This is a genomic window from Vibrio sp. 1078-1, from assembly GCF_033340475.1.
The window spans coordinates 187,454-201,393 of the sequence record NZ_JAWOWM010000003.1 but is presented as its reverse complement, the minus strand read 5'-3'; the positions used below and the strand labels follow the sequence as shown (position 1 = coordinate 201,393).

General features: G+C 44.1%; 7 protein-coding genes. 5 read left to right on the top strand and 2 right to left on the bottom strand.

Going from position 1 to position 13,940, the window contains the following annotated elements:
* Nucleotides 1–44: 44 nt before the first annotated feature.
* Both R7190_RS07950 and R7190_RS07945 read left to right on the top strand, forming a co-directional pair.
* Nucleotides 45–1,172 carry a Tricorn protease domain-containing protein gene (locus tag R7190_RS07950; protein WP_186585424.1) on the top strand — a complete coding sequence of 376 codons (1,128 nt, stop codon included), beginning with the start codon at nt 45–47 and terminating at the stop codon, nt 1,170–1,172.
* On the top strand, nt 1,169–5,914 hold the full coding sequence (locus R7190_RS07945) for an OmpA family protein (protein ID WP_186585422.1): 4,746 nt from the start codon (nt 1,169–1,171) through the stop codon (nt 5,912–5,914). The genes R7190_RS07950 and R7190_RS07945 overlap by 4 nt, the downstream gene beginning before the upstream one ends.
* A gap of 79 nt (nt 5,915–5,993) precedes the next feature.
* Here the strand turns inward: R7190_RS07945 and R7190_RS07940 are convergent, their stop codons facing one another.
* Complete coding sequence (locus R7190_RS07940) at nt 5,994–7,625, bottom strand: sigma-54-dependent Fis family transcriptional regulator (protein ID WP_186585420.1); 1,632 nt, start codon at nt 7,623–7,625, stop codon at nt 5,994–5,996.
* Nucleotides 7,612–10,290: a type VI secretion system ATPase TssH gene (gene tssH / locus R7190_RS07935; protein ID WP_186585418.1), complete on the bottom strand. Its 2,679-nt coding sequence runs from the start codon at nt 10,288–10,290 to the stop codon at nt 7,612–7,614. The genes R7190_RS07940 and tssH overlap by 14 nt, the downstream gene beginning before the upstream one ends.
* A gap of 456 nt (nt 10,291–10,746) precedes the next feature.
* Here tssH and R7190_RS07930 point away from each other — a divergent pair, with 456 nt between their 5' ends.
* The 3 genes from R7190_RS07930 to R7190_RS07920 all read left to right on the top strand — a co-directional run bounded on the left by R7190_RS07930 (nt 10,747) and on the right by R7190_RS07920 (nt 13,901).
* Nucleotides 10,747–11,265: an Hcp family type VI secretion system effector gene (locus tag R7190_RS07930; RefSeq protein ID WP_005373415.1), complete on the top strand. Its 519-nt coding sequence runs from the start codon at nt 10,747–10,749 to the stop codon at nt 11,263–11,265.
* Between the two features lie 72 nt (nt 11,266–11,337).
* Nucleotides 11,338–13,416: a type VI secretion system tip protein VgrG gene (tssI, locus tag R7190_RS07925; RefSeq protein WP_042523523.1), complete on the top strand. Its 2,079-nt coding sequence runs from the start codon at nt 11,338–11,340 to the stop codon at nt 13,414–13,416.
* Between the two features lie 2 nt (nt 13,417–13,418).
* Nucleotides 13,419–13,901: a hypothetical protein gene (locus R7190_RS07920; protein WP_025767908.1), complete on the top strand. Its 483-nt coding sequence runs from the start codon at nt 13,419–13,421 to the stop codon at nt 13,899–13,901.
* Nucleotides 13,902–13,940 lie beyond the last annotated feature (39 nt).

The window sequence follows — 13,940 nt, the reverse complement described above, 5'->3', positions numbered from 1 at the left end:
ACACTATTAAACGCGATCGAGAAAGATAACGAAGAGAATATAAGATGAATCTACGTCATACATTATGCTTGATTACTTTAGCGGTCTTATCTGGCTGTAATCAAGAATCGGCCAAGGAACCAGAACAACACGCGCCAAAACCTCAGACGGTTCAAGACCGAATCGCAGAAAAAAATGCTCAACAGTGGGAAGATGGTCGTGTTTATATTACAGAAAACAATTACGTTATTTATGACAAAGAGACGGGTAAACCTAAACACTTTATTTTTAAAGCTAAAGAATGGCCACGTGAAGATCTCACCAATGAAAGCTCTTATGATTTACCACGTGTAGTGTTTCGTTGGGATAACGCCCGAAATGAAGCGAAAGACCATTATGATCAAAGGGATAAAGTGTGGAGTATCAAAACGGATGGGACGGACTTGCGTCTGGTCGCAGATGAGTTTGTTGGCAAAGTTCGTCTAATGCGTGTCTCTCCAAATAATCGCTACTTGGCTTTGGCCTATTCGGCCTCAGAAGGGATGTTTAAAGTAATTAAAGATCTTAAGACGGGTGAGTATATTGAACTAGGTCGTTCACGTGGCTACCCAGAGTTTCTATGGGCAGAAGACAGCAGCTACCTTTACTACGTAGACAAGTTTAAAGACTGGAAGTACACCTTAGCGACAGGCGAAAAACAGCAAGTAGACACAGAGTTTAATGAGTATTCCGTGATTCAAAAAGGAAAAAGATACGTACTAAACGACTTTGGCGTTGCAGTTTATGATGAGGCAAAAGACGAATTTCTCTTTAGCACGGGAATTAATCCTGATGAACAAAATCTGGGTGATTATAAGTTTAACAAACGTAGTATTAGTCCAGACGGTAAGTACGCTTGGGGTGAAAGTAGGAAGTTTCGTTATCTAATTGATATCGAGCAGGGTTCATTTCAACAAGAAGAAATTGTACCGCGAGCGGTAGGTAAACTGCGCTATTTTGAAATTTTGAGTAAAGATGCGAATTATGCTCGGGATGGAGCGGCGCGGGCCATCCTCAGTAAACTAAAAGAAAATAAAGAATTTGGTTCTTATTTAAAATGGGAGCAAATAGGGACGGGCCATAGTGCCAGTAACTCTTCTCTTTACAACGCCTTTGCCAACAATGGTGATTTTGTTAAAGGGGATGAACTGTGAGCACTCATGATACCAGTAACGCGATACCTTTGTGTGCAAATTACTATTTGTTTGGTGTTTATTATGAGGGGGAATTTAACTCTCAAACTAAAACAACTGAATTCCCATCTTGGCATTCAGAGGAAAGCTTGGTAAGAAAACAAATCGCTAATATTCGCCCTTTAGCGAAAGTGCCGATGCTTAACGTCACTGATAGCGATAGCCCTAAGCTTTGGGCTACCGACCATAAATTTAAGTTATGTTCACTGGGTAACGGAAAGCCCGATCAATATGGGGCTTTTGAGGTCCTGACACCAGAGCACACAATTCATGCGTTAGGTAGGGATCTACCCAAAGAGGGTGAGCAGACCTTCACTTTCCGCTTTCCGCCCTTGCCTTTAATAGCTTCACTTTCTGAGTTAAACCCCAAAGAGTTAGCTACAAAAGTTGCAGAGTTGAGTAGCCAGTTGGAAAACAGCGAAGCAAAACTCACCTTGACAGAGGTCAGCATTGAACAATTGGCTAAGCCTTACGAACCAGCTGCGAACGGGGGGCTCAGCGAAGAACAGGCAGAATATAATAAGTGGTATGAAGATGTAAGTGAATCGGGAGAGACACTAAAAGGCTTCGTTTTACCTGTTGTGGCGAGTTGCGCGGTGGTTTTTTCTGATCAAGGCTATGAAAGTGCGACGGTTACTTTGCAAAAGTTTGACTCAACCAAAGAAGGTGGGGAATACAAAACGATAGGCTCTTCAGTACAAGCGGCATTACCTGAAGATGAGCTTTCAGAAGAAAATGCTAAGCAATATCCATGCGCGATGTTTCACGTTGATCCTGCTGATTTTAAAGAAGGCTTATACAGTATCCGTGTCGAATTTATTCCAAGCCAGATGAAAAATGGTGTTCCACAGTTCATTAAAGACGCTCATATTCAGCAATTTTCTGAAGGCTTAGATACAGTCTATACTTACGAGCTACGTGAACAGATTACCTTTTCTTCAAGCACTCCGTTAGGGAAATTTGCCATTGTCAGTGGCGATATGATCTCCCTTGAGGAATCCTTGATTTATCAATACCCTCAGTACTTTGGAAATATGAAACATTACCTTCACGGTAATGTACAAGGTGTAACAGCCAATACGCCAGCTTCAAGGAGTATTGCGTTACTCAAGAATATCCGAGATGTGTCTGCTCAGCTAGGAGCAGGGCTGCTGAGCGGTAGCTTGCAAGACACTTTAGACCGTGATGGCCGCCAAGCGGTGTTTAATAACGTCTCGAAACTGTATTGGGATGCAGTTAAGTCCGAGATGCCGCCTGCGATGAAAGCGGCGGGCGAATTGTATTACGGTATTTACAGTACGAAAGAAGCGCTTGATAAGTTGCAGGAACTCCACACTCCAACTATCGCGGGTGTTGGTTGGAAGGCGCTATTTCACGATAAGGTTTTTAACACCAATGAAGCTCGGTCAAGCGCACTTGCACTTTCTTTAGAATCACGTCTGGGTAACCGACGTGTGGTTGCCGGGCGAGTTGCGGAAGCTTGGCTTTCTGGTGGTAAAACCGTTGGTTTTAATGGCTTCGGAACGGGATTGACAGCACTTAGTTTGTATAAAAAAGCTAAACAGCTGGTTAATCAAAATAAAAAGGTTGATAAAGCAGAGCAAGGAACAGAAGAAGTTACAAAAGACTACCTTGCTCAAATTCCAGTTTGGAAGACAGCTAACCATATCCAGGAAGAAAAACTAGAACAGGCTTTAAAAGATGCGCGTGATCAATCTGGCAATCAGATTGACGCCATTCTCGTAAATAGCTCTAGAGGCGCAGGAATAAAAATAGAATTTGCCTTTAACTCGCGTGAAAAAGAGTTAAAGGATCATGCACCTATATTTAAACAGCTTGCTGCTTCTCTTGCCAACGTTTTAGAGAATGAGCCAAACCTTAGAGTAGAGATAGAAGGGCATGCTTGCCAAGTCGGTACCGAGAAAGCAAATATGCAGGTCTCGGCAGAGCGCGCAGAATATGCGAAAAAGCTGCTCATGAAGGAGTTCCCTGTTTTTGAAGGTCGTGTTTCGGTAGCCGCTTTTGGTGAAAGTAAACCTGTCTATGTTCCCAAACAAGGTGAAAAAGTCGACCGCAACAACCCTAATCTAAGACAAAACCGTCGGGTTGTAATCCGTATTTACCTGCAATCCCTGAACATATTCTTTCACCCCAGTCGCTATGGCTCGCATGCAATGGAACGCTCTAGGCTTGCTCTAGAAGCTGAGATGGTTGCGCAAGATAAAGCAGAAGTCGCACTGCGAATGGCGATTTTTGACAGTGTCGTTGACGTCGCTTCCTATATTCCTGCTATAGCTCCTGCGGCAAGAGGGTTTATGCTTGCCATAGAGGGTTCAAAGACAGCAATATCTGCGGTGAAAGTGATTGATAGTTTAATGTTGGACTCCTTCCTAGAAGAGTTAAAGCAAAGCCATGAGGTTGTCAGTGAGCTTGAAAGGCTGGCAAAAATACATATCGAGTTACTTAACGATTTGCGACGCAGTAAGGTAGATGTAGGTATTGAATGTAGGTCTTATCAGGAACTCATTACTCACCTTGAGAGCGAAGAAGTTCGTAAGGAGGTGTTAAAACGCTACCAACTACGAGCGCTTGCTATTAATGGCTTAGTGTTATTACTCGCTGACCTAGGATCTCAAACCAAACGGAATTCTAATATCTCGTTTAGGTTTTTGGTTGAGCGTTACAAGGTGAAGGAATACATTGAGAACTACATTTTGAGCGATGATTGGTCTGTACATACGATCAAAGGAAACACCTTAGCGGCTAACTGGAAGAACCGTTGTGATAACGAGTACTACACCGAATTATCGACAAAGATGCCACAAGGTGCGCAGCATTGGCCTGCTCCAATAACAACTAATAGCAAAGTTTCTCATCTCTCTATAACCGAAAACAGGGATAGCTTTAAAGCGTCAGGTGCATTTAATCAAATCTTCCCGATACAAACCATGTTGTTTGAACACCCAAATGAAACGATGTTTGATAACTTTACCGAGTCATTTAACCCGCAGGGAAGTGAGTTAAAGAAAGATGAAATCGGTTATTGTCGAATACTTGTTCAGTCAGCTCGTTATACTGAAAGTGATGAACCAGAATGGATGTCATATGATAGTTGGATTCAGCAATCTAGCAACAGTCGCCTAGGTCCATACGATAAAGTGAAAGTGCAGTTGATACTTAAAAAAGAACACAAGTATGCGAAGCCAGTTACGATTGGCTACGATCGCGTTGACGGGCTCGAAAATATTAAAGGCCCAGCTTTCAGTGACTGGATGCTGCCAATGAAGGTTAGTGACTTCAAAACTGATCCTGATGGGCGAATAAGTGCTTTTTACAAGCAACAGGGGATTGATGACGGCGCTACGTTGATTGCTATTGAGCATATTCCCTCATTCCGCTTCGGTGATGTGATGATCGACGGTATGAAACCAATGACCTCTAAAGCAAAGCTAATGTTCTCTGATGCAATGTTCAGTATGGCAGTTTCCGGAGCAGCGATATCGGGTCAGCCAAGCGACTATTTTGCAGAAGCGGATTCCTTTAAGCGCTATGTAAAAGGCGGAGGCTTCCAAAATATGCGTTACTGCTTGGGAATTAGAACAAATCAAGGGCAACATAGTTTTTATTTACCACAAGAGTACAGTCTGGGGCAGAAGTTTGATGATGCTGAAGATGAGTTGCAAATTGGCGCTTTAAGTACAGAAACTAGACTGGTTTTGCTTGATACCTACTTGGGAGAGCAGCAACTGCGTCTACGTGAACAGGACCTTATGGTAGAGAGCTTTACCTTAATGGCAGGTGAGGGAGACAAAAATACCATCCCTATACTTCATGGCATTAAACAGCAATTGGTGGCTATAGACACCAAAGCGTCTGGTTTGAACTTTTTCAGTGAAAGAAAGTGGTACCAATCGGCTGATAATATCTGGCGTGATGGTTTCTCATGGGGAAACAAAAAGAAAGACGATCCTGCCAGTATTTATGTACTGATTTTGGGTGAGAGTCATGAAAAAGCACTTTATGAACGTTTGGGTATGCCGTGGGAAGCAGTGAATATGTGTATTCAACTGGCGCTCGACGGAAATGATGGCAAGCCAGTTAAAGGTCCTCTTTACTTCACCGATATGTATCATATTGGTGAGTTTGCCTATAAAAACGAAGAATGGATGTTTACTGAATCTATTTCAGAAAACCATCGAGAACAAGTTGATGCCATGAGTGAGTTTATAGGTGAAGCTGTAGGTAGTCTCACTGAAGAGAATGAACTATCTAAGAGCAAAAACTATACGATGTACTGCATGAGGTTTAACTTGGAATATGTTGCACCAACGGGAGTTAGGTTAAAAGGTCTAAGACCGTTTGGTGGTGTAATTGGTGGTAAAGCGAACTTGGAGCTTTCGGTTGCTCATCTAAAACAAGTCGGATTAAATGGAGCTGATGACTATGATATTGGTCGTGATGCTGTAATTTCTATTCCTTCTTTAAATGCGGATAGTGCTTTGGCTGGTAATTTCTTTAGTGATATGCCTTGGTTAATTGAGAAAGAGTCGACAGAGGAAGGCGTAGACAAGTCTGCGGCTGAAACTTGGAAGCAGTATAACGAATCTCAACGCAAGAAATGGTTGAAAGATTGGATTGAGAAACAACCTGCGGTAACTCAAGCACCCAAGCCCTTGGAAAAGTCACTTGATAACCCTTCCTAGATGCAAAAAAACCGCCTTCGGGCGGTTTTTCTTTTCTTATGACTTCATACTGAATTTAGAATTTTCTTTTTAAGCCCCATCAACCCGCTGCAGAAATGTCGTATTTCTTCATCTTATGGTTGAGAGTGCTCATTGGAAGTGCCAATTGCTCGGCGGCCTTCTTGGTGTGCCAATTGCAGGCATTTAAGCAATCGATGATTATTGTACGCTCGTATTGGCTGACAACGTCCTTAAGGCTCTTTGAAACGTCTTCTAAATCCGCTTGTGCTTGCTGCTCGTAAGCAGGTTGCTCTGGGGTAGGTGAAGCTGCTTTCATGTCAATACTTGGTACATCTTCTGGGATTTGTTCGCCAAACTCAATGTGAGTAATGGTTTCAAAATCGGACAGTAGCACCGAGCGCTCAATGATGTTCTTAAGCTCACGCACGTTCCCTGGGTATTGGTAGGCAAGCAGCTGTTTACGTACATTGGCACTTAACCCTGGCGCTTGCGGCAAACCTAGCGTGTTGGTTGTGTGTTGCACGAAATGCTCAGCAAGGGGAATAATGTCTGACTTGCGAGCTCTCAATGGTGGTAATGTAATAGGGAACACATTCAAACGATAGAACAAATCGGCACGGAATCCGCCATCTTTGATTTGCTGCATAAGATTACAGTGGGTTGCGGCGATAACGCGAACGTCCACTTCAATCTCTTTGCTAGTGCCGATTGGGCGAACTTTACGCTCTTGCAGTACACGCAGTAACTTGGCTTGTAGTAGCATTGGCATATCGCCAATTTCATCTAGGAAAAGCGTGCCACCGTTGGCTGCTTCAAACAAACCGACTTTGTCTTTGTCCGCGCCAGTGAACGAGCCTTTCTTATGGCCAAAGAGTTCTGACTCTAATAACTGCTCTGGGATTGCGGCACAGTTCTGTACGATCAAAGGCTTTTCTGAACGGTTAGAGTTTTCGTGAATGTATTTCGCGATCACTTCTTTACCGGCTCCCGTTTCACCACGCAATAGAACGTCGACAGGGAGAGATAACACCTTATCAAGACGATTCAAAACATTGAGCATTTCTTCGCTCTCTGCAATAGGACCCTGATAGGTTTTTTGGGTACGCTTTTTGAGTTGAGTGTTCTCACGCATTAGGGCGTGATTGTCTGCATTGAGATTTTTAATCACTTGCCCGTATTGCTCTAACCACACAGCTTGGCGAATATTACTCGCGGCCATACGACAAAACTCAGTCAATGCAGTTTCATTGTCGATAACACTTAAATCGAGTAAGACTAACAGCCCAATGGTTTTGCTTTCGCTATCAATCAAAGGCCAAGCCAGTAAGTTCTCGCTTTTTAATCCCAGTGTCTGTTCTGTTTGATAGATGCTTTCGCAGTCATAGCCGTTGTACTTATACAACTCGTTAATCAACACCACTTCACCATTACGAATGGCAAAGTTGAATGGATCGTTCTCACTGGCTGAGTCTAACTGTAATGCTTCCCAAGGGTGGGAAACGATAGTTTTATCGTTATGGTGAGCGGTACTTGGAATCAACGCCTGCCCAGTCTGGTCCAAAACGTAAATGATGCCGTGCTTTGCGAGGGTCATTTGTCTCGCAGCGGTCAACACGGCATCCAAGGTTTGGGTAAGCTGGCTGCGATCAGCCAAAGACTGACTGATCGCAAGTAGGGCGTTACTAAGTTCGCTATGGTTAGCTGAACGCATAGGTTAGTGTTCCTTGCTCATCGACAGACACTTCGATTTGCGTATGTGAATCATCCTTGTCATGCACTAATAGCTGAGTCGATAGTTGCGGCAGTAACTGACGGTTGATGACCGCGTCGATGTTACGCGCGCCCGTTTCAGCAAGGCGACAGTTACCTAGTACGAACTCAACCAAGCTTTCTTCGTAGCTCAGAGACAACTTGTGATGGCTCTGTAGACGCTGAGAAACTTTGTTCAGCTTGTGGTGAATAATTTCTGTCATTGCTTCATCAGACAGCGGAACAAATGGTAGTACTGACATACGTGCCAACAGCGCCGGCTTGAAGTGTTGGTTCAAAGTAGGGCGAATAGCTTCTGCGATGATGTTTGCATCGATGTCTTTGGATTGATGAACCAAAGATTCGATCTCATGCGTCGCAAGGTTACTGGTCATGATGATCAGCGTGTTCTTGAAGTCGATTGTGCGGCCTTCGCCGTCGTTCAGCGTGCCTTTGTCGAACACTTGGTAGAACAGGTTCAACACTTCAGGGTCGGCTTTTTCCACTTCATCAAGAAGAACAACAGAATATGGACGTTGACGAACCGCTTCTGTCAGCATGCCGCCTTCACCGTAACCTACGTAACCCGGAGGTGAACCGATTAGGCGAGATACCGTGTGCTTCTCTTGGAACTCAGACATGTTAATGGTCGTCATAAAGCGCTCACCACCAAACATTTGATCAGCGATCGCACGAGCCGTTTCGGTTTTACCCACGCCACTTGGGCCAACCAGCAGGAATACGCCTGTTGGTGCGTCTGGGTTACCTAGACCAGCTTTCGCAGTTTGAATGCCTTCAGACAGTGCATCGATAGCGTATTCTTGGCCTTTGATGCTTTGTGTTAGGCTTTCTTTCAGTTTTAGCGTGGTTTCTGCTTCGTCTTGAAGCATCTTACCCATTGGAATACCAGTCCAGTCCGAGATGACGTGGCTAACTTCATCTGGGCCCACTTCAAAGTGAACCAGTGGGTTGCCATTGCGGATTACATCTAGCTGTTCTTGGCAGGCCGAAATGGCAATGCGAACGGCTTCTTCATCCATTTCTGCATATGGAGAAACGTCTTGCTCTTGTTCTGAATCTTCGTCTGCAACAAGCTCTTCTTCATTTGTTTCTCCAAAGACCAGTTCATGTAAGCGAGAGCGTAGAGCAATCATCTCTTGGATCTGCTCTTTTTCTTTGTGCCATTGCGCTTCTTGTTCTGCTAGCTCTTCTTTCGTTGTTTCCATTGCCAGTTTTAGGTCTGGAATGTTAGCAAGGCTGTGCTTGTCGCCAGTTTGCTGCAGAGCATCACGCTCAAGTGCTTCAAGCTCGCGCTGTTGAGCTGCAAGTTCTTGCTGCAGAGTCTCAACAGAAGCAGGAATGGCATTAAGGCTGATGTTCACTCGTGCACACGCCGTATCTAGTACATCGATCGCTTTGTCTGGCAGTTGACGGCCAGAGATGTAACGAGCAGAAAGTGCTGCCGCAGCAGTGATAGCATCGTCACGCACGTAAACGTTATGTGACTTCTCGTATGCTGGGCGCAGACCACGAATGATCAATGCTGCTTGCTCAGGAGACGGTTCGTCGAGTTTCACCAATTGGAAACGACGCGCAAGAGCAGGATCTTTCTCGAAGTACTTCTTGTATTCCGACCATGTTGTCGCAGCGATGGTTTTCACTTCACCACGCGCTAGGGCTGGTTTTAGCAAGTTTGCCGCGTCGCTGCCGCCCGCTTGGTTACCACCGCCAACAAGGGTGTGTGCTTCATCGATGAAAAGAATGATAGGGGTTGGCGAGTTTTTCACTTCATCCAATACTGCGTTTAGGCGTTTTTCGAATTCGCCTTTTACGCTTGCACCAGCTTGCAGAAGACCCATGTCCAGGCCGTAAAGCTCAACACCTTTGAGGTTGTCTGGTACGTCACCTTGTACAATCTTAAGTGCCAAGCCTTCTACTACTGCGGTTTTACCAACGCCCGGTTCACCAACAGCAATAGGGTTGTTTTTACGGCGACGAGCAAGAATGTCCACGATTTGGCGGATTTCTTGGTCGCGGCAGAAAACAGGGTCGATTTCGCCTTTGCGTGCTTTACCAGTGAAGTCGGTTGTGAACTTGCTCAGTGCTGAACCATCTTCACGAGCTTGTGTTTTTTCTGAAGTAGCAACTTGCGCCTCAATAGAGTGGCTTGTTAGCTCTGCAAAGTTACGATTAAGGCTGTCAGGGTTTACCGCTTCAAGGATAGAGGCGTAACCATGTTGGCCGTAACGGAGAGGGTTGCTAACAAGAGTAAGGAGCAGGGCACCAGAGCGGATTTGTGTTTCGGATAGATCTAAAGAAGAAACCAGCCAACTTTCTTGCAACCATTCGATTAATAAAGCAGAAAAAACAGGTTTGCTGCCATTTCCTTTGGCGTTGGTGTCGAGTGTGGATCGAACCGATTGTCTTAATAAGTTCTCAGAACAATCAAAATGACTCAATAAGACGTCAAAATCACTATTTGGCCTTTCTAATAGACTCAGTAAATAATGCTCAATTTGAACTTCGTTTGCTTTTTCAGAGACTGCAAGTGCAGCGGCGTCTTCTAATGCTACTTTTGCAATCGGGTGTAGACGCTGAATTAATGAAGAAAGGTTTATATTTATCATAGCCATTTTATTCTTTAGAGGAAAAGAGGTAGCGGCTATTATACTAAAAGTAATTGCGCTCTTTTTTTATCAAGATATTTTGACTATCGTTTGTTGGTTATTTTTAATGATTATTGTGACATTAATGTTTGTGGTTATTTTAATGGCGTTGTTATTCTAAATTAATTGATAGTAAAAGTGTCGGATTTATTAGTTTTAATGACTTTATTTACACGGTTTTATATGGTTATTTTCACTTTTTAAAGTTAGAACAATTTATTATTATCTTAATCCAACTTTTTGGTTTTTTATCCAATAAATTGTACTCAATATATTAGTGAACAATGCCTGGTATTACTTAAATTGTTGTTTTTGTTTGATTTTTAAAGTTGGCACGGACTTTGATTATACCAACTAGTCGCGGTGATAAGCGATTTGGTGATTTAAACAAAACAGATTTTAGAAAAGGAAATAGCGATGCCAACTCCAGCATATATGTCTATCCAAGGTGAGACTCAAGGCCATATTACTAAAGATACTTACTCTGCAGATTCAGTAGGTAACACATGGCAAGAAGCTCACGTTGATGAGTTCCTAGTACAAGAACTTGATCACGTGCTAACAGTTCCACGTGATCCACAAAGTGGTCAGCCAACTGGTCAACGTGTACACCGTCCACTTGTTGTAACTAAAGTTCAAGATCGCTCATCTCCACTACTATTCAACGCACTAGTATCTGGCGAAAAACTTCCTGAGTGTGTGATCCGCTTCTACCGCACTTCAGTTCAAGGTAAACAAGAGCACTACTACTCAATCAAATTGATTGATGCGCTACTTGTCGATATCCAAACTCGTATGAACCACTGTCAAGACGCAGCAACAGCTGACCGCGTGACAGAAGAAGTGCTTAAGTTCACTTACCGTGCGATCGAAGTAACTCACGAAAACTGTGGTACTGCGGGTAACGACGACTGGCGTGCTCCACGCGAAGCTTAATTGCTCGTCGCGTAAAGATTCAGGGCCAACGATTGTTGGCCCTAATTCGATTATTTGTATCAGGTAAAAGATATGGTGAATGACGTAGAATTTAAATTTGAAGTGCCTGGATGTGGGCATGAATTTCGGGTCGAGAGCTTTCATGTTCATGAAGAGTTATCTAAGCCTTTCCACATCAATCTCTCATTACTTTCACTTGATCCAGATATCTCGTTCGATGAGTTAATACGTAAAGCAGGAACATTGACACTTTACGGACAAGGTGTTGGGGCTGCGCGTGTGTTCAACGGCGTGGTGAATGAAGTGCGTTACTTAGGAACTGGACGTCGTTTTTCTCGTTATCAATTAGTCTTGGTTCCTCAAGCTTGGTTCTTATCTCAGCGCCAAGATTGTCGTATTTTCCAGCAAAAGTCAGCGCAAGACATCATCACAGAAGTACTCGATGATGGGGCAGTCACCGATTACCGATTTGAAGTGTCGGGTACTTATCCTCCAAAAGAATACGTTCTGCAATACCGTGAGTCTGACTTGCACTTCGTGCAGCGTATGATGGCTGAACACGGTATGTGGTATTACTTTGACCATAGCGATTCAAATCATACGATGGTCATTGTCGACAGTAATGACGCGATTGCACCTTTGATAAGCTCGCCACTAAATGCTTCTTACATTGGGCCGATTGTTTATCATGCCGATGGTGGCGGTGTTGCCGATCGCGAACATATCTCTGATCTCGAGTTAGTTAACCGCGTTAGAACAGGACAGGTTACGTACACAGATTACAACTACGAACACCCTAAAATTCCACAAGAGATGACACAGGCTGGCGAGCTAGACCAAGATCTCAAGCAGTTTGATTATCCTGGACGATACGTTGACCCGCTGATGGGTCAGGTGAGAACCACGGAGTGGATGTCGGAACACATAGTCGATAATCAACAAGTGGAAGCAACGAGTGACGTAATGCGCTTAGCATCTGGTTACAGCTTTAACGTCAGTGACCACCCGCGTTCTGAGATTAACCGCGATTACCTTATGTTGTCTGTAATGCACACAGGTCAAGATCCGCAAGTGCATGAAGATGAAGCGAGTGGTATGCCAACCACTTACTACAACCAGTTCTCGTGTATTCCACGTGATGTGGTGTTTAAAGCGCCTAAACTAGCAGCACCAGTGGTTGATGGCCCTCAAACGGCGGTTGTTGTAGGACCAGAAGGTGAAGAGATTTACACCGACAAGCTTGGTCGAGTGAAAGTACAGTTCCATTGGGATCGCTACGGTGATAACAACGAACATTCAAGCTGTTGGATTCGTGTAAGCCAATCCATGGCGGCGCCAACATGGGGCGCAGTTTATTTGCCGCGTATTGGCCATGAAGTCGTAGTGACTTTCCTTGAGGGGGATCCAGATCGTCCGTTAGTTACGGGCGCAGTTTACAACGGTTTGCATTTCCCACCGTACTCTTTGCCAGAAAACAAAACTCGTACCACGTTCCGCACGCAAACGCACAAAGGAACAGGTTACAACGAGTTGAGTTTTGAAGACGAAGCGAACCAAGAAGAAGTCTATATTCACGCTCAAAAAGACATGTCGACCAAGGTGCTCAACAACCGTTACCGTGATATCGGTCAAGATGAATTCTTGAAGGTTGCACGTCACCAAACGAATGAAGTTCATGGTGACCATAAAGAAACCATTCATGGACATAAAACGACACAAGTAAACAGTACGTTTACCGAGACAGTCGAGCAAGACGTTACCGTCACATACAACGCGAACGAAGCCCAGTATGTGAAAAACAATTCTGACTTAGAAATTGGTGATAACCGTACGACTAAGATCGGTAAAAATGATGACTTAGATATTGGCGAAAACAGTAACCTTACTATCGGTGCGTCTAAGAGTTCAGATATTGGTGCGGATGATAACCAGACGATTGGTGGCAACTTAACGGTATCAGTGAAAGGGAACACCGCTTATAAAGCCGATGGTGCAACGCAAATTATCAGTGGCGACAAGATTGTATTGAAAACGGGTGGTTCCTCTTTAGTGATGAACAGTGATGGTTCAATAAAGTTATCAGGCTCGGCTATTACGATCGAAGGCAGTGACAAAGTCGTCGTGAAAGGTGGCAACGTAGTGGTTAACTAACAATGGAAAAACAACCTCTTACAACAGAAGTAATATCAGAGCAGCAAGCCGAATCAACGGCTTGCTTTTCGCGTTTTGGAAGAATAGTGGCTATCAATGAGTCTACGGGCAGTGTGCGAGTTGATTTTGATGGTAACCCATTTAAGCAGCCACTCACTGCGAGACTAGGACGTGGCTTTCGTCGTTCTGAGCTGCAAATGGCTATCGATAATCGATTAAGTTGTCGAGTTGAGTTTTTGAACGACGACTTAAGCTTGCCTCTTGTGACGGACATTTTCTTCTCCATTCTGGATGACTCTGACGAGTTTGTATTGCGAGCAAAGAAGATGGTTATCGAGACAGAACAAGAGTTGGTAGTCAAAAGTGGTGAGACAGAAACTCGCTATAGCGGGCGCGATGGACGAATTACCACTAAAGCGAAGTACGTCACTTCTCAAGCAGAAAAAGCACAAAAAATTCAAGGCGGAACGATCGCAATTAACTAACTACCTCGCGTTAGCTAATGGTTTTGTGTTAACAAGTCA